Below are 19,166 nucleotides of genomic sequence, written 5' to 3' on the forward strand. Positions count from 1 at the left end.
TTCGTGGTCCAGCGCGGATCGTGCGGGCGCGGGCGCTCGGAGGGCGGAAGCTGCTGGATGAGTTGCCGGTAGCGCACCGACGCCTCGTCATTTGGGAAGGCCTGCGCACGGGCGGCGCCAGCCGCCGTCAGGCCGGTCAAAGCGAGAGCAACGAGGATCGAAAAACGGGACATGGACGAGAACTTCGTTCCGACCGGGACCGGCCAAGGGAAGGTTCGACGAAACCGATCGCTCCGAGGTGGACACCCGGACCGCGATCCGCAATCCGGGTGCCTCCCTTCAGGAAAACCTCAGGTCCGCCGCTGGGCCGCGCCCTCCCGCTCGGCCCAGCCGTCGAGCACCTTGTCGAGGGTGAGCGGGTAGTCGCGGATGCGCAGGCCCGTGGCGTTGTAGACGGCATTCGCCAGAGCCGCCCCGGCGCCGCAGATGCTGACTTCGCCGAGGCCCTTGCTCTTGAGCGGGTTCGCCTTGTCGTCGAGTTCGGGCAGGAACACCGCGTCGATGGCCGGCACGTCGGCATGGGCGGGCACGTGATACTCGGCCAGATCGTGGTTCACGAAGTAGCCGTAGCGGGTGTCGGTCTCGGCCGCCTCCATCAGGGCGGCGCCGATGCCGAAGATCATGCCGCCGAGCGCCTGCGAGCGGGCGGTCTTCTGATTGAGGATGCGCCCGCCGGTGAACACGCCGAGCATCCGCCGCAGCCGGATCTCGCCGGTGTCGATATCCACGCCGACCTCGGCGAAATGCGCGCCGAAGGAGTGCTGCGAGTATTGCTCCTTCATCGCGCCGGGCTTGATCTCGCCCTTGGCCTCGACGCCCTGCGCGCCGGCCAGGTCCGTCAGCGCCTCCGAGCGGTTGCCGGAGGTGACGCGCCCTTCCGAGAACACGGCGCCCTCGGGCGTCATGCCGGCCGATTGCAGCAGCGACTGCCGGAGGTTGTCGCAGGCGACGTACAGCGCCGAGCCGGCCGAGCCCGCGCCGAACGAGCCGCCGGAGCCGGCGGCCTTGGGATAGGCGGTGTCGCCGATCTCGACGCGGATGCGCTCGATCGGCAGGCCCATCATCTCGCCCGCGATCTGGGCCAGGATGGTGTAGGTGCCGGTGCCGATATCGGTCATCGCCATCCGCACGGTCAGCGTGCCGTCGGGGTTGAGGCGCACGCTGGCCTGCGAGGGCATCAGCGGGTTGAGGCGGGAGGCCGCCGCCATGCCCATCCCGACGAGCCACTGCCCGTCGCGGGTGGCGCCGGTCGCGCCGCGCTTGTCCCAGCCGAAGCGCCGGGCGCCCTCGCGCATGCACGCGACGAGCTGGCGGGTGGAGAAGGGCACCTTCTTCTCCGGGTCCTGCTCCGGCTCGTTGCGGATGCGCAGCTCGATCGGGTCGATCTTCAGCTGCTCGGCCAACTCGTCCATGGCGCATTCGAAGGCGAGCTGGCCGACCGCCTCGCCCGGCGCCCGCATGGCGGAGGCGATGGGCACGTTGAGGTTGGCGAGGCGGTGCCGGGTCAGGCGGTTCTGCGCCGCGTAGAGCGAGCGGGTGACCACCGCCGAGGTTTCGTAGAACACGTCGCCCGGCGCGGTGGCCGACCAGGATTCGTGGGCGATGGCCGAGAGCCGGCCGGTCTCGTCGGCGCCCAGGCGAATGCGCTGGATCGTATCGGTGCGGTGGGTCGCGACGTGGAATTCCTGCTGGCGGGTCAGCGCGACCTTCACCGGGCGCTTGAGGCTCTTCGAGGCGAGCGCCGCGAGCGTCGCCTCGGGCTGCGGCTGGAGCTTCGAGCCGAAGCCGCCGCCGATATAGTGCGAGACCAGCCGCACGTTCTCGGGCTTGAGCTTCAAGACCGAGGCGAGCGAGGTCTGGCCGCGGTTGAGCATCTGGTTGGCGGTGTAGAGCGTCACCCGCTCGCCGTCCGGCCCCGCCTCCCACGAGGCGATGGTGGCGTGCGGCTCCATCTGCGCGTGGATCTGCACGGGCGTGGCGTATTCCACGTCGAGCTTGACGGGAGCGCCGGCGAAGGCGCCGTCGAAGTCGCCGAGCTTCGAATCGGGCGGCGTCTGCGCCGGCTTCGGCTCGACGGCGTTCGGCCGGGCCGCCTTCAGCGAGGCCTCGGGTTTCTCGCCATCGTACTCGGCCCGAACGAGGGCGGCCGCCGCGCGGGCCTGCTCGAAGCTCTGCGCGACGACGAAGGCGATGGGCTGGCCGTGGAAGCGGATCTCGGTGCCCTGCAATTGGGGGTAGACCTGCTCCTTCTTCTCGCCCTGCTCCGGCACGTTCTCGTGGGTCATCACGAGAAGGACGCCCGGCGCCCGCTTGGCCGCGGAGACGTCGAGGCTGCGGATGCGGCCCCTCGCGATGCCGGCCTCGACGAGGAAGCCGTAGGCGGGGTTCTTGAGGTCGCGGGTCTCGTAGGCGTAGGGCGCGCGGCCCGTGACCTTGAGACGCCCGTCGATGCGGTCGATGGGGCGGCCGACGAGCCCCTCCGCCTTGCCGTCGAGGGGCGTCGCGCCGATCGGCTGGTTCATGTCCATGGATCGAAAATCCTCAGGCGCGAAGGGCTTCGGCGACGGTGGCGCGCAAGGTCCGGCGGGTGAGCGGGATCTTGAAGTCGTTGGAGCCCTGGCCGCGGGCGCCCTCCAGCACCCGCTCGGACGCGGCATCGGCCGAGCCGGTCTCGACCAGCGCGGCCTCCGCCGCCTCGACCCGCCAGGGCTTGTGGGCGAGGCCACCGAAGGCGAGCTTGGCCAGTCTCGGCCGGCCGCCCTCGCCCTTGGCGATGATCGCGGCGACCGAGACCGTGGCGAAGGCGTAGGACGCGCGGTCGCGGACCTTGCGGTAGAGGTGCACGCCCTCGACGGGCTTCGGCAGCGCCACGGCGGTGATGAGTTCGCCGGGCTTGAGATCGGTCTCGATCTGCGGCGTGTCGCCGGGCAGGCGGTGGAACGCGGCGATCGGGATCGTTCGCGTGGCGCCCTTGGGGTCCACCGTCTCCACCGTCGCGTCGAGAACGCGCATCGCCACGTTCATGTCGGAGGGGTTGGTGGCGATGCAGGACTCGCTCGCCCCCAGCACCGCCATGATGCGGTTGAACCCGCCGATGGCCGCGCAGCCCGAGCCCGGCTCGCGTTTGTTGCAGGGCTTGGTCGTGTCGTAGAAGTAGTAGCAGCGGGTCCGCTGCAGCAGGTTGCCGGCGGTCGTCGCCTTGTTGCGCAACTGGCCCGAGGCGCCCGCGAGCAGGGCCTTGCCCAGCACCGCGTAGTCCTTGCGCACCCGCGGATGCGCGGCGAGATCCGAGTTGCGCACCAGCGCGCCGATGCGCAGGCCGCCGTCCTGCGTGTCGGTCACCTCGGCCAGCGGCAGGCGGTTGACGTCGATCAGGGTCGCGGGCGTCTCGATCTGAAGCTTCATCAGGTCGAGCAGGTTGGTGCCGCCGGCGATGAAGCGGGCGCCGGGCCGCTCGGCGGCAAGGCGCGCCGCGTCCTGAACCGTGGCGGGACGCTCATAGGCGAAAGCCTTCATGGGGTTCGCCTCCTCAGATCTTGGTGCTGGCGTCGCGGATCGCCGCGACGATGTTGGGATAGGCCGAGCAACGGCAGATGTTGCCGCTCATCCGCTCGCGGATTTCCGGGTCGGTGAGCGAGGCCTTCTGCGTGATGTCGTCCGTCACATGGCTCGGCCATCCAGCCTCGAGCTCCGAAAGCATGCCGGCGGCCGAGCAGATCTGGCCCGGCGTGCAGTAGCCGCACTGGTAGCCGTCATGGTGCAGGAAGGCGGCCTGCAGCGGATGGAGCGTGTCCCCGTCCGCCAGCCCCTCGATGGTGGTGACGCTGTCGCCCTCGTGCATCACCGCGAGGCTGAGGCAGGCATTGATGCGCCGGCCGTTGACCAGCACCGTGCAGGCGCCGCACTGGCCGTGATCGCAGCCCTTCTTCGAGCCGGTGAGGTCGAGATGCTCGCGCAGGGCGTCGAGCAGCGTCGTGCGGGTGTCGAGGGTGAGGGCGTGCCGCTGCCCGTTGATCGTGAGCGAGACCGGCATGGTCTGCGGCTGCGGATCGACCGCCGCCGGGGCGGCCTGCGCCCGGCCCTGAAGGGAGGAACCGAGCGTCGCCAGGGCGGCGCACGTGCCCATCACCGTGCGGCGCGTCGGGTCGAAGCGTCGGTCTCTCGTCGAATGGTCGCTCATCAGGCCTGCCGTCCCGCGCATCCGGACCGGCCGCGCGGGACGCGGCCAGTCTGGAATGGATCGAAAACTGACAGGCGAACGCGAGAGGCGTTGAGGTTGATCCTAACGCGCCCCGCGCCCCTATGGCGCAGCGGGACGGATCATTCGTGTAGGATGGGACGGTCTCCGGTTCGGTCCGTCATCGCGAAGCGAAGCCGAAGCGGTCCAGGAGCGCGACCTCCCCCGGAAGACGCTGCTTGCGCCCCATCACGCGGGTGGAACCGTTTCGGTCTCCCGGAAAGGTCTGTGAGGCGATGGACATGACGCGCGACCCGGCCCCCGCGGAGCCGTCCCGGAAGCCGCTGCTGGAGCGCCTGTTCGCGCTGGAGGCGCACGGGACCACCGTGCGCACCGAGCTGCTCGCCGGGCTGACCACCTTTCTCACCATGGCCTACATCGTCTTCGTCAATCCGAGCATCCTGGCCGATGCCGGCATGCCGAAGGGCTCGGTCTTCGTCGCGACCTGCCTCATCGCGGCGCTCGGCTCGGGGGTGATGGCGCTCGCAGCGAACTGGCCGGTGGCGCTCGCCCCGGGGATGGGGCTCAACGCGTACTTCGCCTACGTCGTCGTCCAGGGCATGGGCTACACTTGGCAGGCGGCGCTCGGCGCGGTGTTCATCTCCGGCCTCTGCTTTCTCGTCGTGACCCTGACGGGCCTGCGCGCGATCATCGTGGCGGGCATCCCGCGCTCCATGCGCATCGCGCTCACCGTCGGCATCGGCCTGTTCCTGGCGATCATCGCCCTCAAGAACGCCGGCGTGGTGGCGGCCAGCCCCGCCACCTTCGTGACGCTCGGCGACCTGCGCCAACCGGGCACGGTGCTGGCCGCCCTCGGCTTCCTGATGGTGGCGGTGCTCTCGGCGCGGCGGGTGCGGGCGGCGCTGCTCCTCACCATCCTGACGGTCACGGGCCTGAGCTTCGTCTTCGCCGGCAACGCCTTCCAGGGGATCGTCTCGGCCCCGCCCTCGATCCTGCCGACCTTGTTCGCCCTCGACATCCCCGGCGCGCTCACCGGGGGGCTCCTCAACGTCATCCTCGTGCTGTTCCTGGTCGAATTGTTCGACGCCACCGGCACGCTGATGGCGGTGGCGGGCCGCGCCGGGCTCCTGCCGGAGACGGGCCGCGCGCCCCGGCTCGACCGGGCCCTGATGGCCGATTCCGCGGCGATCTTCACCGGCTCGCTGCTGGGCACTTCGAGCACCACCGCCTATCTCGAGAGCGCCGCCGGGGTGGAGGAGGGCGGGCGCACCGGGCTCACCGCCGCCACCGTCGCCGTGCTGTTCCTGGCCTGCCTGTTCTTCGCGCCGCTGGCCGGCTCGGTGCCGGCCTATGCCACGGCGCCGGCCCTGTTCTACGTCGCCTGCCTGATGCTGCGCGAGCTGACCGCGCTGGACTGGGACGACGTCACCGAGGTGATCCCGGCCTGCGTCACCGCGCTCCTGATGCCCTTCACCTACTCCATCGCCAACGGCGTCGCCTTCGGCTTCATCACCTACGCGGTGCTCAAAGCCCTGAGCGGCCGCGCCCGCGAGGTGAAGCCGGTGGTGTGGGTGATCGCCGCCGTGTTCCTGTTCAAGTTCGTCGAGAGCGGCGGGGCGCACTGATCGAAGACAGTTTCGGCAGGGGACGAAAAGAAGATTTGCGCCGACGGCAGCACGATCCGTCAATGAATCCGCCGCAGGCTGTCCGCTTCCACGAGCGCCGCGTCCGGACGAGTCGGGCCATGTTCAAGCGCACCGCCATCGCGATCCTCCTCGGCCTGTGCGGCTTCGCGCTCGGCATCGCCCTGGCGCGGGTGACGGACGAGGAGGGCCCTGTCGCCGCGGTCGAGGCCCCGCCGCCGGCCCTGCGCCATTCCAGCCAGCTGCGCCCGCCCCCGGAACCGCCCCCCGCCCCGCGCAAGGCCGCGGCGGAGGCGCCGCGCTCAAGCCGCTGAGAGCTCCGCCGCCGCTGAGCGCTCCGCCGTCGCTGAGCGCTCCGCCGCGGACCCCTCCGCCAAGTCCCCGAGGCCGCCATGCGCCTCGGCGAGGATCGCGTAGGAGGCGCGCCGCGCCCCGTGGTCGTGCAGCGCGCTCGCCACCATCACCTCGTCGGCGCCGGTCTCCGCCGCCAGCGCCTCGAGACCGGCGCGGATCGTCTCCCGCGAGCCCACGAGCGAGCGCGCCAGCATCCGCGAGGCCTGGGCCTTCTCCGCCGGGCTCCACGCACGCTCGATGTCGTCGATGGGCGGGGGCAGGAGGCCGCGGGTGCCGCGCACCAGCCGGGCGAATTGCTGCTGCGGCGTGGTGAACAGGCGGCGCGCCTGCGCGTCCGTCTCCGCCGCCACGACGTTGATGCCGACCATGGCGTAGGGCTTCCGAAGCTGCTCGGAAGGGCGGAAGCGGGCGCGGTAGGCCGCCAGCGCCGGCAGCAGCGCGTCGGGGGCGAAGTGGGAGGCGAAGGCGTAGGGCAGGCCGAGCATGCCGGCGAGTTCCGCCCCGAACAGGCTCGAACCCAGGATCCAGAGCGGAACCCGCGAGCCCGCGCCGGGCACCGCCTGCACCCGCTGGCCCGCCTGCACCGGCCCGAGCAGGGCCTGAAGCTCCAGCACGTCCTGGGGGAAGCGCTCGGCCGACTCGTAGTCGCGGCGCAGTGCCCGCAAGGTCGGCCCGTCCGTCCCCGGCGCCCGGCCGAGGCCGAGATCGATCCGGCCGGGATGAAGGGCCTCCAGCGTGCCGAACTGCTCGGCGATCACCAGCGGCGCGTGGTTGGGCAGCATGACGCCGCCCGCGCCGAGCCGGATGCGCCGCGTGCCCGCGGCGATGTGGGCGATCACCACCGCGGTGGCGGCGCTGGCGATGCCGGTCATGTTGTGGTGCTCGGCGAGCCAGAACCGGCGGTAGCCGAGGCCTTCCGCGTGCCGGGCGAGATCGAGGCTGTTGGCGAGCGCCTGCCCCGGCGTGGCGCCCTCGGGAACGGGGGCGAGATCGAGGACGGAGAGGGGAGGCAGGGAGGAGGACATGGTCACGCTGCGCCGTGGAGGCGCACCTTCTCGCGCGCCGTCGCCGGCGCCGGGTCTGATCGCCCCCTCCCAGCCGCGAGATCGTGTGCGGAGGGCCGTCCCGCAAGGGTCGGCGAAAGCCGCGCAGGCACCCCGGACGCAGGCCGGGCGGGGCCGAAGGCGGGCGCACCGACGATTTCTGAGCCGGAGAAAGAAGGGGCTTGCGCGGCGGGGGGAAGCCGTCCTAGCCTGTGCTCATGGCGCTTCACGGCGCCGTCCTGAGAAAGGAGGTCGGCCATGAGACATCACGGCATTTCCGTCTCCCCCACGCGTACCGCCGAAGCGGACCAGGACACGCCACCCAACCAGAACCGGCAGGGATAGTGGCTCTCTAGAGACGCTGCGTCCGGTCGAGTTCCCCCGCCGCTCCGAGGGCGGGGCAGCAGCTCCCGGATCGCGCGCGAGAGTGTGGCCCCTGCAGAAAAGGCCCGTCGGCGAGAGCCGACGGGCCTTTTTCGCGTCGCGGGGCGTTCAGCGCTCCTTGGTCTTCGTGGTGCGCGAATCCTGCGTCTGATTGCCGTCCGAGCCGGCGCTGGTGCCCGGATTGGAGGAGTTGGGCGCCGAGCCGGCCTTGTCGCCGGACTTCATCTTGTCGGCTTCCCGGGCGGGCGAGGCGCTGTTCTCCGGCGTCGCGGAGGTGCCCGTCGAGCCGCCCTGCGCCAGGGCCGGACCCGCCAGCGAAGCCGCCAGAACGGCCGCAACGATCATCGAGGTTCGCATCCGCTTCTCCATCGTGAGGATGGGAGCAAAACCGTCGCGTGAGAGCGATGTTCAGGTTAGAAACCGAAGTTTTCGAACTGAAATTCTTAGATTGATGCCAGAATACCAGCTTGTCTTGTCGCGTTGCTCTTCTATCCCGCATTCGGGCGCAGGGTCGTCCTGCCGTCCGTCATTTCATCATGCGCCCGCCGGGACTTCGGCGATGACTTCGGCGATTTCCTCGTGCCGGGATCGGATACGCATCCGCACGCGGGCGTTGCTCCGGCCGTCGCGGCGCAAGGCTTGCACGAGCGGGGCCGACCTCTCCTCGGAGACCGGCGCTGGATGCCTCTCTTCCATTTCGAGCTGTGCCGGAACGGCCGGAGCATCGGCCCGGCGGAAACGCGCGATTGCCCCGATTGCGGCATGGCCTTCCGCGCGGCCCGCGAGATGATCCGCAGCTTGCGCGAAACCGACACCCTCCCCGAGGGCGCCCGCCACCACACCCTCAGGGTCAGCTACGTCGATCACTCGACGCTGTTCGACCTGCCCTTCGACTTAGGGATCTGACGGGCGCCGCGCGGACGGCTCCGTTCGGCGCGTGCGGACGGCGACGCCTCATATCGTCTCCGTTTGATCGCCTCGGCCTTCGCCCCGCTCCGTCATCGCGAGGTGGAGCCGAAGCGACCCAGAGCGCGACCTGTCCGGACAGTGCGGAGCCCTGGATTGCTTTCGCTGAGCCTCGCAAGGACGAAGGAAGTGACCGAAGCGATCGAGCGGAAACCGGATCAGCCCTTCCAGTTCTTCAGCGCGGCGAAGGGGCTGGCGGAGGGGTCCGGGGGCGGGGGGTTGAGCACCGGCTCGACCTGGGCCACCGCGTCCTCGCGGGAATGGGCGCCCCCTTGAGGCAGCTTGCCGCCGGCCGCGTCCCGGTGGCCGCCGCCGCGGAAGGCGCGGGCGCCGTCGAGCGCCGTGCCGTCGATGGAGCGGAACGAGAGCGTGCCCGCCCGCTGCACGTTGACCACCCGCTTGGCCCGGCCCGCCTCCATCACCTGATCGGAGACCCGCTGGAAGGTGCCGGAATCGAGGCCGAAGGAGAGCAGCGTGCCGTCCGAGAGGCGGTGGAACAGCGCGTCGGAGCGGGCGAGCGCCCGGGCGAGGCGCTGGCGCGCGGTGAGGGTCCTGTCGTCGCCGGGCTCGTCCGTGAGCAGGGCATCGACGAGGCCGGCGCGCAGTTCGCCCGAGCGGCGCTCCAGCTCGGCCGGCGTGGCGCCCGCCCGCAACAGGCCGGCGGCGGCCAGGAGCAGGTCGGAGACGAAGCGGTCGTGCCAGGGGTGGCTCGCCGGCACCAGCGTGCTCACGCTGTCCCAGAACATCTCGTCCAGGGCGAGACCGCCCGCGAAGGCCGGCTCGCCCTTCTTCCAGAGGTCGAGCGCCTCGATCGCCTCGATCAGGGTGGCGAGGTCGGCCGCCGCGCTCGCGCCGGGTGCCGCGGCCTCGGGCGCGTAGAGGGCGCGCTGCTCGTGCGTCATCCGAGTGGCGCAATGCGCCTCGTCGATGAGCACGAACACCTCCGGGTCGGCCAGATCCGCCCGCAGCAGCCCCTCGCGCTCCGGATCGGCCGCGACCTCCAGGTTCTGGCGCCGCAACTGGTCGATGGAAGAGGCGTGGTGGTCGAGCACGACGAGGCGGTGGCGCGCGTCCTCGGCCCGGCCGCGGTTCATCGTGGCGAAGCGGCGCAGGAAGGCGATGGTCGGCTCCTCCAGCCCGAGATCGGTCATCAGCAGGGTCTCGGGCGCAGCGACCGCGCGCAGGCGCTTCAGCTCGTCCTCCACCACCGGGCCGACATCGGAATAGCGGGCGACGTGCACGACCCGCGACACGGGCGCGAAGGCGGCCGCCACGGTCGAGGCGCCGTAGCCGTCGAGGTCGTGATGGGTGATCTGCGTGAGAATCATCGGCAGGAATGTCGGCTCGGGGCTGGACAGGAGACGCGCGGGACGCGAGACGGCGGGCGCCGCTCGCGCGGCGATTGGGACGACGGGAGGGCGCGCCCTCCCGCGACGGGTCGCGAGCCGGCGGCCGTTCGGATCGAAGACCCGGCGGGAGGTCCCTCGCAAAATGCCCGCGGCGCCGTCGGAGCCCAAGAACGTCGGGGGCGAAGAAGTGGCACGCGGGCGATCGAACGATCGGCGCGCCCCTCTTACGCCGGCCGGGTGCGGAACGTCCACGGGCGTTCGGCGCCGCCCGGGCCGTCAGGGGAGGCGTGAGGGCACGCGCACCGACCCGGAGAGGCGGGCGGAACGACCGTGAAGGCCGGGCAAACCGGCAACCTTAACGCCCGGTTCAGGCGTTGAGATCCTATCTGAAACCGTTCCAGGGACGAGTACCGGCGAGGGCATGACGCATCCGACCGATCTTTCGAACCGCGATGCGGGCGAGGGGAGCCTCAACCGGCGCGACCTGATCCGGGGCGCCGCGGCCGGGGCCGCCCTGTCCGTGCTGCCGGGAGGCGCGCGCGCCCAGCAGCCCGCGCCGGCCCTGCCCGCGGCCGGCGCGCCCTTCTCCGACGCCACCGTGCCCGACCTCGCCCGGGCGCTCGGCAACCGCCCGTTCGCGGCGCTGCCCACCAACGACGTGCCGGACGCGCTGAAGAACCTGTCGCGGGAGGCCTACGAGGCGATCCGCATCCGCCCGGGCAGCCTGCTCTGGGGCGGCGAGCCGCACGGCTTCGCCGTCGAGCCCCTGCTGCGCGGCTTCTACTACACCGACCGGGTGGCCCTGTTCCTCGTCGAGGACGGCGTGGTGCGCCCCGTCGCCTACGACCGGGCGAGCTACGAGGGCGGCTCCGAGGCGGGCGAGGCGGCACTGCCCGAGACCGCCCGCGAACCGGGATTCTCCGGCATCCGCATCCGCGCCCGCTTCGGCGAGAGCCACCAGGATTTCGCGATCATCCAGGGCGCCTGCTTCTTCCGGCTGGTGGGGCAGGGCCAGGAATTCGGCGTCGACGGCCGCGCCCTGATGCTGCGCCCGGCCGATCCGCGCGGCGAGGAATTCCCCCGCTGGCGCGCCCTGTTCGTGGAGCGCCCGCGCGAGCCCGGCGGTCCCCTGGTGGTCCACGCCCTGATCGATTCCGACTCGCTCGCCGCGAGCCTGCGCATGGAGCTGCGCCCCGGCGAGACCGCGACGGCGGCGATCACCGCGACCCTGGTCACCCGCAAGGCGATCGATCACCTGGGCCTGAGCGGCATGCAGGCGCCGTTCCTGTTCGGCCCGCACGACCGCCGCGGCGCCGACGACGCACGGGCCGCGGCCTACGCCGCGGGCGGGCTGCAGATCCGCAACGGCGGCGGCGAGACGATCTGGCGCCCGGTGCGCAACCCCGAGACGCTCCAGATCTCGAGCTTCATCGACAACCATCCCCAGGGCTTCGGCCTGATCCAGCGCGACCTCTCGCCCGCGACCTTCGAGGACGACCTCCGGCGCTGGGAACGCTGCCCCTCGCTCTGGATCGAGCCCGGCGCCTCCGCGGGCGCCGAGGGCCTGTGGGGGGAGGGCGCCGTCACCCTCCTGGAGATCCCGAGCGACGCCGAGGTCAACGAGAACGTCATCGCCTATTGGCGCCCCAAGGCGAGCCTGCCCGCGGGCCAGGAGATCCGCCTCGACTACCGCCAGAACTGGGGCCGGGAGCCCGCGCCGGGGCCCTACGCGCGGGTCTCCTCCACCCGCAGCGGGCGCGGCACGGTCAATCCCCGCCGCCTGTTCCTCGTCGATTTCACGGGCGACGCGCTGTTCACGCCCGAGGGCGCCCTGGTGCCCCTCGACACCGTGCTGATCGCGAGCCCGGGCCGGATCGTGGAGGGCGCGACCCGCTGGATCGCCAAGCCCCAGGCCCGCACCGTGCGCGTCGCCTTCGAGCTCGATCCGGGCAGCGAGAAGGCCTGCGAGCTGCGCCTTGCCCTCAAGACCGGGGGGCGGCAGATCACGGAAACGTGGCTGTACCGCTGGACGCCGTGACTCCCTCGCCCTCCGGAGCGCCGATGACCGACACCGCCGAGATCGATCCGCGCCCCGCCCCGGCGGCGGAACCGGGTGCCCCGGAGCACCCCGGAGCGATCTCCCCTGCCATGCCGCCGCGGGCGCCGCTCGCCATGCCGGTGCAGGACCTGCGCCGGGCCATGCCCGCGGCCCGCCGCGGGGGCGGGGGGCCGCTCGCCGCGCGCCTGTTCGTGTTCGGGGGCGCGGCCGCGCTCACCGCCTACGGCGCGTGGGAGATGTACGAGGTGATCTCGGTCTCCGGCGGCGCCACCTGGCTCCAGTACGTGCTGCTCGTGCTGTTCGTGCTGAACTTCTCCTGGATCGCGCTCGCCTTCACCGCCGCGCTCCTGGGCTTTGCCGCCCTGCTCCGGGGCGGGCGCGAAACGCCGCTCCCGGCCACGCTGACCGGGCGCACCGCCATCGTCATGCCGGTCTACAACGAGGGCAGCGCCCGGGTCTTCGCCGGGCTCCAGGCGATGCACGAGGCCGTCGAGGCGACGGGCCTCGGGCGCCACTTCGACTGGTTCGTGCTCTCCGATTCCACGCAGGCCGACGCCTGGATCGCCGAGGAGCGCGCCTTCCTCCGCCTGCGCGAGGAGCTCGGGCCGCACGCCCGCCTCTACTACCGGCACCGCGAGAAGAACCATCACCGCAAGGCCGGCAACATCGCCGACTTCGTCACCGGCTGGGGCGCATCTTACGACCACATGCTGGTGCTCGACGCCGACAGCCTGCTCACCGGCGCCTGCATCGTGCGCCTCGCCGCCGCCATGGAGGCCGATCCGAACGCGGGCATCGTCCAGAGCCTGCCGCTCATCATCAACCGCAACACCCTGTTCGCCCGCCTCCAGCAATTCGCCGCGCGCATCTACGGGCCGGTGATCGCCACCGGCCTCTCGGTCTGGTCGGGGCGCGACGGCAATTACTGGGGCCACAACGCCATCATCCGGATGCAGGCCTTCGCCGAGGCCGCCGGCCTGCCCGACCTCAAGGGCCGCCCGCCCTTCGGCGGCCACATCCTCAGCCACGACTTCGTCGAGGCGGCGCTGATCCGGCGCGCCGGCTGGGGCGTGACCATGCTGCCGCAGCTGGAGGGCTCCTACGAGGAGAGCCCGCCCTCGCTGATCGATCTGGCCGTGCGCGACCGGCGCTGGGCGCAGGGCAACCTCCAGCACGCCCGCGTCATCGGCGCGGCGGGTCTGGCGGCCGCCTCGCGCCAGCACTTCGCCACGGGCATCGCCGGCTACGTCGCCTCGCCGCTCTGGCTCGCCCAGCTCGTGATCGGCATCATCATCGTGCTCCAGACCGCCTGGGTGCGCCCGGAATACTTCTCCGCCGAGTTCGGCCTCTACCCGGTCTGGCCGCGCTTCGATCCCGTGCGCGCGCTCCAGCTCTTCGCGCTCACCATGGGCATCCTGCTCGCCCCGAAGTTTCTGGGACTCGTCCTCGCGCTTCTCGATTCCGGGACGCGCCGGGCCTGCGGCGGGGCCGGGCGGCTGACGCTGTCCTTCCTCATCGAGATCCTGCTCTCGGCGCTGATCGCGCCGATCGCGATGGTGGTGCAGTCGGGTTCGGTCTTCCAGATCCTGGCCGGGCGCGACACCGGCTGGAACCCGCAGCGGCGCGACGACGGCTCGATTCCCGTCTCCGACATCGTGCGCCGCCACCGCTGGCACACGGGGCTCGGGCTCGTCACGGGCATCGCGGCATTCGCCATCGCCACCTCCCTGTTCCTGTGGATGTCGCCGACGATCCTCGGTCTCGTGCTGGCGATCCCGCTCTCCTGGGCCAGCGGCCAGCTCGCGCTGGGCCTCGCCCTGAAGGCCCGCGGCCTGCTGGTGACCCCCGAGGAGCAGGCTCCGCCGGTCATCGCGCTGCGCGCGGGCGAACTCGCCCGCCGCAACGCCGCCCGCGGCTTCGACGACGCGGACGCGCTCCAGGCCCTCCAGGCCGACGCCGCGCTGGCCCAGGCCCACGCGGCGATGCTGCCTCCGCACACGCCCCGTCCCCGCGGACGAATCGACCCCGACCACGCGCTGGCGCGTGCCAAGATCGTGGAGGCCGAGACCCTTCCGGAGGCGCAGGCCTGGCTCGGCCCGAAGGAGCGCTTCGCGCTCCTCCACGACCGCGCCCTCCTCGACCAGCTCACCCGCCTGCGCGCGGCCTGAGCCCGGCCTGTGGGTCCCCGGCGGGACCTACAGCGAGCGTTGACGCCCATCCCCACGGGGCCATAGACAGGAGCGAGCCGCGCCGACCCCGCTCTCCGGGCCGGCGCGGCCCGGGAAGGGTGGCCGAGTGGTTTAAGGCAGCGGTCTTGAAAACCGCCGTGGGGGCAACTCCACCGTGGGTTCGAATCCCACCCCTTCCGCCAATGATTTTAGATACTTACGCTGGGCCGACCCCTTCCGGGCATTCCGGCACCGCTTTCGATGTGCCGACATTCGTGCCAAGCGGGCTGAATCGGTGCGCCGTGCGCCTCGGGTCCGTGGGGTTTGACCGGCCGTTGGACGCCGCGCGCCGCCTTAGGGACGGCCCATCGCATGAGTTGTCCGTAGCCCAAACCGAGCGGCTCGCCTCGATCGGGCGGACAGGGGTGCCGGAGAGGCCTCAACGGGTTCCGCGACGAAGGGTTTCACCAGCGCGCCTTGCGTGACGGGCAGCTTCCCCCACCTCATCCGATCGATGTCCTCCGACGATCTGACTGGATCATTCATGGCTGGCCTCAAGGACAAGCGCGGCTTCATCGACAAGGACCGCCTCGATCTCAGCGAGCGCAAAGCGGTCGAGTTCTGGATGAAGCGCTGGGGCGTCACGCAGGACCAGCTCATCGCAGCGCATCGAAAGGTCGGCCGCATGACCAAGGACATCGCGGCCGAGCTGGGCAAGAAGCGCTAGGGAGAGCGAGCACGATCCAGAGCGCTTTCCGACGACGTGGACGCCGGTGCGGCGAAGGAAAGCGCGTTGAAACAAGGACCTGGAGACGGCGGCCTGATGCGATCGGGTCGGATACGGCTCTCGGTGGGGCGCTCCCCGGCTCCTCTCGTTGGAGGAAAATGCGTTCGGGCGGGAACCTTGGCCTAGGACGATCACCTATCCAGCCTGCCTGGGACGGCCATACGCTCCCAAGGAGACGGTGATGAAGAAGACCACGCTCGCGCTGGCAATCCTGCTCGGAGGCTTGGCGGCCGGCACCGCATCGGCAGCCCCGATGGCACCCGCCGGCATCCAGGCCGAAAGCAACGTCACGCAGGCCCGCATGTCCCACCACGAGCGGCGGATGATGCACCGGCACATGATGCGGAAGCGGATGATGCACCGGCACCATCACCGGGGGATGCGTCACCGGATGTGACGCGGCGCATGCGATGGAGGGGAGGGCGCCGACCATGCCCTCCCGCTTCGAAAGCCGCGTGCCGCGGTGAAACGCGACGGCTCGGAATGCCCCCTCTGCCGGCCCCGGCCGCAGCGTCCACGCTCGCAGGACGCCGCGGCGATCGCGGCATCGGCGACCGATCCGGCTCGATCCCTGCGGCCCGGGCGGGGCAAGCGGGCATCGTCCTGGATCCGCCATCCCCGGCGATGGGCTAAGATGCGGGACATGACGACCGACCCGTTCCTCACCGGCTTCGACCTTCGCGACATCGATGCCGACGGCATGCGGATCCGTGCCGCCGTCGCTGGCTCGGGGCCGCCGCTCCTCCTGCTGCACGGCCATCCGCAGACGCACGCGACCTGGCACGCGGTCGCCCCGGCCCTGGCCGAGCGGTTCAGCGTGGTGGCGATGGACCTGCGCGGCTACGGCGATTCCGAGAAGCCGGAGGGCGGTGCGCACCACGCCCACTATTCCAAGCGCGCCATGGCCGCCGACGCGGTCGCGGTGATGCGGCGCCTCGGCCACGCGCGCTTCGCCGTGGTCGGGCACGACCGGGGCGGGCGCGTGGCGCATCGCATGGCGCTGGACCATCCCGACGCGCTCACCCGGCTCGCCCTGTTCGACATCGCGCCGACCGCCACGATGTACGCGCGCACCGACAAGGCCTTCGCCACGGCCTATTTCTGGTGGTTCTTCCTGATCCAGCCCGCGCCCTTGCCGGAGCGCCTGATCGGCGCCGATCCGGAATTCTTCCTGCGCACCCATGTCGACGGGCAGTCGAAGACGCCGGGCAGCCCGAGCCCCGAACTCTTCGCCGAGTACCTGCGGGTCTACCGGGATCCCGCGACCCGCCACGCCATCTGCGAGGATTACCGGGCGGCCGCGACCATCGACCTGGAGCACGACGCGGCCGATGCCGACCGGCGCATCGCGGTGCCGCTCCTGGCGCTCTGGGGCGCGAAGGGCACGGTGGGGCGGAGCTACGACGTGCTGGAGACCTGGCGCGAGAAGGCCACGGACGTCTCCGGCCACGCGCTCGATTGCGGCCACACCCTGCAGGAGGAGCGGCCGGACCTCGTGCTCGCCGCCCTGCAGGAATTTCTGGGCTGAGGTTTTTGGGCCAAGAGCTTCTGGGCCGAGCCCGATGAGGCTCCGCCGGACACGCGGCCGGCCCCGGCACGCCGTGCCCGCTGGGTCCGGCCCCGGCGAGGGATCCTCTCGAGCGGACGGACGGTTGCGCCCGCACGGAAGCATGGCAGCCTTCGGAGACGGATCGACGATGGGAGCGCAGGAGGGCAGGGGGCTGGCCGTGGTCACGGGCGGCTCCAGCGGCATCGGCCGTGAGCTGGCCAAGCTGTTCGCGGCCGACGGCTACGATCTTCTGATCGCCGCCCGCAGCGAGCGCATCGAGGCGGTGGCCGACGGGATGCGCGCGGCCGGGTCGTCCGTCCAGGCCTGTCGCACCGATCTGTCGACGCCGGAGGGGGTCGAGGCGCTGCAGGCCGCGATCCTGGCCGCCGGGCGACCGGTGGAGGCGATCGCCATCAATGCCGGCGTCGGGCTCGGCGGTCCCTTCACGGAAAACCGCTGGGAGGACGAACGCGACCTCATGCGGATCAACGTCGTCGAGACCGTGCATCTGGCCAAGTGCGTCGTGCCCGGCATGGTCGCCAGAGGAAGCGGGCGCGTCCTGTTCACCGCCTCGATCTCGGGCACCACCCCGGTGCCGTTCGAAGCCGTCTACGGCGCCTCCAAGGCCTTCGTCCTCTCCTTTGCCCAGGCGCTGCGCAACGAAGTGCGCGACACCGGCGTCACGGTCACGGCGCTGCTGCCGGGCCAGACCGAGACCGACTTCTTCCACCGTGCGGGCATGGACGACACCCGCATCGGCGCCGGCCCGAAGAGCGATCCGGCCGAGGTGGCCAGGGCCGGCTACGAGGCGATGATGGCCGGCCGGGAGAAGGTCGTCGCCGGCAGCGCCGCGACGCGTTTCGAGGCCGCGGTGCTGAACCGCGTCCTGCCCGACGCCGCGAAGGCGGAGCGCCACAGGACGATGTCGGAGCCGGGCGGGGCGGCCGTAGCCCGGGGCGCTCGGAGGGCCGACCGGACAGCGCCGAGCGCATCCCGGCCACCAGGCGAGCGCCCCCCTCGGCGACCGGCACGATCGTTCGCCCGGTCGCTGTGCCGACCGCGCGAGTTTCAGCATAGGATATCCCTGTCCCGGCGATCGATGCCCGAACGGCATCGATCCATTCAGCGATTGACTTGGACCTGCATCATTATGCAGCCCTAGGATCGTTCTCGCGTCAGGTCGCCCCCGTCTCCCTCGGGACGAAACAAGCCGACCGGCGCCCGCTGCGGCCCGAACCGCACGGTCCCACACGGAGGGAAATCGCTCATGAGTGCCGCTCTGGCCATGACGGCGGCGAAGGCGAGCCGCGTCCGGCTCGTCATCGTCACGATGCTGTTCATCGCAACCACGATCAACTACGCCGACCGGGCCACGCTCTCGATCGCCGGACCGGCTCTGGCCAAGGATCTCGGCCTGGACGCGGTGTCGATGGGCTACGTGTTCTCGGCCTTCGCGTGGTCCTACGTGCTGGCCCAGCTGCCCGGCGGCTGGCTGCTCGACCGCTACGGCGCCAAGTGGGTCTATGCCGGGGCCGTCTTCCTGTGGTCGCTGTTCACCCTGTTCCAGGGCGCGGTCGGCTTCTTCACCGGCTTCACCGCGGTCGCCGTCCTGTTTGCGCTGCGCTTCTGCGTCGGCCTTGCCGAGGCGCCGGTCTTCCCGGCCAATGCCCGCATCACCGCCGCGTGGTTCCCGACCGCCGAGCGCGGCACGGCCTCCGCCTTCTTCAACTCGGCCCAGTACTTCGCGACGGTGCTGTTCGCGCCGCTGATGGGCTGGGTGGTCCACACCTTCGGCTGGGAGCACGTCTTCACCCTGATGGGCGTGATCGGCATCGCCTTCGCCCTGCTCTGGGTCCAGGTCATCCACGGCCCGAAGGAGCATCCCTCGATCAACCAGGGCGAACTCGACCATATCGAGCAGGGCGGCGCCCTCCTCGACATGGAGGGCCGCACCGGGGCCACGACGGCGAGCAACGGCTGGCACACGATCCGCCAACTGCTCGCCAACCGCATGCTGCTCGGCATCTATGTCGGCCAGTACTGCATCACCACGCTGACCTACTTCTTCCTCACGTGGTTCCCGGTCTACCTCGTCAAGGAGCGCGGGCTCTCGATCCTGCAGGCGGGCTTCGCCGCCGTGCTGCCGGCGCTCTGCGGCTTCGTCGGCGGCATCCTCGGCGGCTGGCTCTCCGACCTGCTGCTGAAGCGCGGCTATTCCCTGACCGCGGCGCGCAAGATCCCGATCGTCTCCGGCATGCTGCTCTCGATGACGATCATCGGCTGCAACTACGTGCAGACGGACGCGCTCGTGGTCGGGCTGATGGCGCTCGCCTTCTTCGGCAAGGGGATCGGGGCGCTGGGCTGGGCGGTCGTGTCCGACACCTCGCCGAAGACGAGCGGCGGGCTCTCGGGCGGCCTGTTCAACACCTTCGGCAACACCGCCGGCATCACCACGCCGATCGTGATCGGCTACATCGTCCAGGCGACGGGCTCGTTCAACGGCGCGCTGGTCTTCGTCGGGCTGAACGCGCTGGTGGCGGTGCTCTGCTACCTCGTGATCGTCGGCGAGATCCGGCGGGTCGAGCTGCGCTGACCCCGACCCGCGCTCCCGAGCCCTCGCACGCGGTCGCGGCTCCTGTCGCGTCCGCGTTTCGTTATGATGGCCC

General features: G+C 71.3%; 16 protein-coding genes and 1 tRNA gene. 11 read left to right on the top strand and 6 right to left on the bottom strand.

Annotation, left to right across the window (positions count from 1 at the left end):
• Window positions 1-290: 290 nt before the first annotated feature.
• The 3 genes from ACPCJR_RS05805 to paoA are packed head-to-tail and all read right to left on the bottom strand — an operon-like array spanning window position 291 to window position 4,180.
• Window positions 291-2,528: a molybdopterin cofactor-binding domain-containing protein gene (locus ACPCJR_RS05805; RefSeq protein ID WP_391511537.1), complete on the bottom strand. Its 2,238-nt coding sequence runs from the start codon at window positions 2,526-2,528 to the stop codon at window positions 291-293.
• A 13-nt stretch (window positions 2,529-2,541) separates the two neighbouring features.
• Window positions 2,542-3,516, bottom strand: a complete 975-nt coding sequence (locus tag ACPCJR_RS05810; RefSeq protein WP_391511536.1) for an FAD binding domain-containing protein — start codon at window positions 3,514-3,516, stop codon at window positions 2,542-2,544.
• 13 nt (window positions 3,517-3,529) lie between these two features.
• Window positions 3,530-4,180, bottom strand: a complete 651-nt coding sequence (paoA, locus tag ACPCJR_RS05815; RefSeq protein ID WP_391511535.1) for an aldehyde dehydrogenase iron-sulfur subunit PaoA — start codon at window positions 4,178-4,180, stop codon at window positions 3,530-3,532.
• Between the two features lie 293 nt (window positions 4,181-4,473).
• Here paoA and ACPCJR_RS05820 point away from each other — a divergent pair, with 293 nt between their 5' ends.
• Complete coding sequence (locus ACPCJR_RS05820) at window positions 4,474-5,823, top strand: NCS2 family permease (RefSeq protein ID WP_391511534.1); 1,350 nt, start codon at window positions 4,474-4,476, stop codon at window positions 5,821-5,823.
• A 119-nt stretch (window positions 5,824-5,942) separates the two neighbouring features.
• A complete protein-coding gene (locus tag ACPCJR_RS05825) occupies window positions 5,943-6,155 on the top strand; it encodes a hypothetical protein (RefSeq protein ID WP_391511533.1) in 213 nt (70 codons plus the stop codon).
• Here the strand turns inward: ACPCJR_RS05825 and ACPCJR_RS05830 are convergent.
• Both ACPCJR_RS05830 and ACPCJR_RS05835 read right to left on the bottom strand, forming a co-directional pair.
• Window positions 6,144-7,220, bottom strand: coding sequence for an LLM class flavin-dependent oxidoreductase (locus ACPCJR_RS05830; protein WP_391511532.1), 1,077 nt, complete (start codon window positions 7,218-7,220; stop codon window positions 6,144-6,146). The two genes, ACPCJR_RS05825 and ACPCJR_RS05830, sit on opposite strands and share 12 nt — an antisense overlap.
• A 510-nt stretch (window positions 7,221-7,730) precedes the next feature.
• On the bottom strand, window positions 7,731-7,967 hold the full coding sequence (locus tag ACPCJR_RS05835; RefSeq protein ID WP_391516794.1) for a hypothetical protein: 237 nt from the start codon (window positions 7,965-7,967) through the stop codon (window positions 7,731-7,733).
• A gap of 336 nt (window positions 7,968-8,303) precedes the next feature.
• On the opposite strand from ACPCJR_RS05835, the gene ACPCJR_RS05840 reads away from it, so the two are divergent.
• The gene (locus ACPCJR_RS05840) at window positions 8,304-8,528 is read left to right on the top strand and encodes a hypothetical protein (protein WP_110351944.1); all 225 of its coding nucleotides are present in this window, start codon (window positions 8,304-8,306) and stop codon (window positions 8,526-8,528) included.
• Window positions 8,529-8,746: 218 nt separating this feature from the next.
• On the opposite strand, the gene ACPCJR_RS05845 is transcribed toward ACPCJR_RS05840, so the two are convergent.
• Complete coding sequence (locus ACPCJR_RS05845; protein WP_391511530.1) at window positions 8,747-9,916, bottom strand: dimethylmenaquinone methyltransferase; 1,170 nt, start codon at window positions 9,914-9,916, stop codon at window positions 8,747-8,749.
• Between the two features lie 442 nt (window positions 9,917-10,358).
• Between ACPCJR_RS05845 and ACPCJR_RS05850 the strand changes: the two genes are divergently transcribed.
• The 8 genes from ACPCJR_RS05850 to ACPCJR_RS05885 all read left to right on the top strand — a co-directional run bounded on the left by ACPCJR_RS05850 (window position 10,359) and on the right by ACPCJR_RS05885 (window position 19,093).
• On the top strand, window positions 10,359-11,975 hold the full coding sequence (locus ACPCJR_RS05850) for a glucan biosynthesis protein D (protein WP_391511529.1): 1,617 nt from the start codon (window positions 10,359-10,361) through the stop codon (window positions 11,973-11,975).
• Window positions 11,976-11,998: 23 nt separating this feature from the next.
• Window positions 11,999-14,164, top strand: a complete 2,166-nt coding sequence (mdoH, locus tag ACPCJR_RS05855) for a glucans biosynthesis glucosyltransferase MdoH (protein WP_391511528.1) — start codon at window positions 11,999-12,001, stop codon at window positions 14,162-14,164.
• Window positions 14,165-14,277: 113 nt separating this feature from the next.
• A tRNA-Ser gene (locus tag ACPCJR_RS05860) sits at window positions 14,278-14,367 on the top strand.
• Between the two features lie 341 nt (window positions 14,368-14,708).
• Window positions 14,709-14,891, top strand: coding sequence for a DUF3606 domain-containing protein (locus ACPCJR_RS05865; RefSeq protein WP_048430974.1), 183 nt, complete (start codon window positions 14,709-14,711; stop codon window positions 14,889-14,891).
• A gap of 241 nt (window positions 14,892-15,132) precedes the next feature.
• Window positions 15,133-15,348, top strand: coding sequence for a hypothetical protein (locus tag ACPCJR_RS05870; RefSeq protein WP_391511527.1), 216 nt, complete (start codon window positions 15,133-15,135; stop codon window positions 15,346-15,348).
• A 246-nt stretch (window positions 15,349-15,594) separates the two neighbouring features.
• A complete protein-coding gene (locus ACPCJR_RS05875; RefSeq protein ID WP_391511526.1) occupies window positions 15,595-16,479 on the top strand; it encodes an alpha/beta fold hydrolase in 885 nt (294 codons plus the stop codon).
• 169 nt (window positions 16,480-16,648) lie between these two features.
• Entirely contained in the window at window positions 16,649-17,662 is a 1,014-nt protein-coding gene (locus tag ACPCJR_RS05880) for an SDR family NAD(P)-dependent oxidoreductase (protein WP_391511525.1), read from the top strand.
• A 105-nt stretch (window positions 17,663-17,767) separates the two neighbouring features.
• Entirely contained in the window at window positions 17,768-19,093 is a 1,326-nt protein-coding gene (locus tag ACPCJR_RS05885) for an MFS transporter (RefSeq protein ID WP_391511523.1), read from the top strand.
• Window positions 19,094-19,166: the final 73 nt, after the last annotated feature.

The organism is Methylobacterium sp. NPDC097929 (assembly GCF_049543375.1).
Classification (GTDB): domain Bacteria; phylum Pseudomonadota; class Alphaproteobacteria; order Rhizobiales; family Beijerinckiaceae; genus Methylobacterium.

What these genes read in the sequence shown, in the direction of transcription:
- ACPCJR_RS05825 (WP_391511533.1), top strand. Translation starts at nt 5,943, where the DNA reads ATGTTCAAGCGCACCGCCATCGCGATCCTCCTCGGCCTGTGCGGCTTC.
- mdoH (WP_391511528.1), top strand. Translation starts at nt 11,999, where the DNA reads ATGACCGACACCGCCGAGATCGATCCGCGCCCCGCCCCGGCGGCGGAA.
- ACPCJR_RS05850 (WP_391511529.1), top strand. Translation starts at nt 10,359, where the DNA reads ATGACGCATCCGACCGATCTTTCGAACCGCGATGCGGGCGAGGGGAGC.
- ACPCJR_RS05865 (WP_048430974.1), top strand. Translation starts at nt 14,709, where the DNA reads ATGGCTGGCCTCAAGGACAAGCGCGGCTTCATCGACAAGGACCGCCTC.
- ACPCJR_RS05830 (WP_391511532.1), bottom strand. Translation starts at nt 7,220, where the DNA reads ATGTCCTCCTCCCTGCCTCCCCTCTCCGTCCTCGATCTCGCCCCCGTT.
- ACPCJR_RS05835 (WP_391516794.1), bottom strand. Translation starts at nt 7,967, where the DNA reads ATGATCGTTGCGGCCGTTCTGGCGGCTTCGCTGGCGGGTCCGGCCCTG.
- ACPCJR_RS05845 (WP_391511530.1), bottom strand. Translation starts at nt 9,916, where the DNA reads ATGATTCTCACGCAGATCACCCATCACGACCTCGACGGCTACGGCGCC.
- ACPCJR_RS05805 (WP_391511537.1), bottom strand. Translation starts at nt 2,528, where the DNA reads ATGGACATGAACCAGCCGATCGGCGCGACGCCCCTCGACGGCAAGGCG.
- ACPCJR_RS05880 (WP_391511525.1), top strand. Translation starts at nt 16,649, where the DNA reads ATGGGAGCGCAGGAGGGCAGGGGGCTGGCCGTGGTCACGGGCGGCTCC.
- ACPCJR_RS05885 (WP_391511523.1), top strand. Translation starts at nt 17,768, where the DNA reads ATGAGTGCCGCTCTGGCCATGACGGCGGCGAAGGCGAGCCGCGTCCGG.
- ACPCJR_RS05810 (WP_391511536.1), bottom strand. Translation starts at nt 3,516, where the DNA reads ATGAAGGCTTTCGCCTATGAGCGTCCCGCCACGGTTCAGGACGCGGCG.
- ACPCJR_RS05870 (WP_391511527.1), top strand. Translation starts at nt 15,133, where the DNA reads ATGAAGAAGACCACGCTCGCGCTGGCAATCCTGCTCGGAGGCTTGGCG.
- paoA (WP_391511535.1), bottom strand. Translation starts at nt 4,180, where the DNA reads ATGAGCGACCATTCGACGAGAGACCGACGCTTCGACCCGACGCGCCGC.
- ACPCJR_RS05820 (WP_391511534.1), top strand. Translation starts at nt 4,474, where the DNA reads ATGGACATGACGCGCGACCCGGCCCCCGCGGAGCCGTCCCGGAAGCCG.
- ACPCJR_RS05840 (WP_110351944.1), top strand. Translation starts at nt 8,304, where the DNA reads ATGCCTCTCTTCCATTTCGAGCTGTGCCGGAACGGCCGGAGCATCGGC.
- ACPCJR_RS05875 (WP_391511526.1), top strand. Translation starts at nt 15,595, where the DNA reads ATGACGACCGACCCGTTCCTCACCGGCTTCGACCTTCGCGACATCGAT.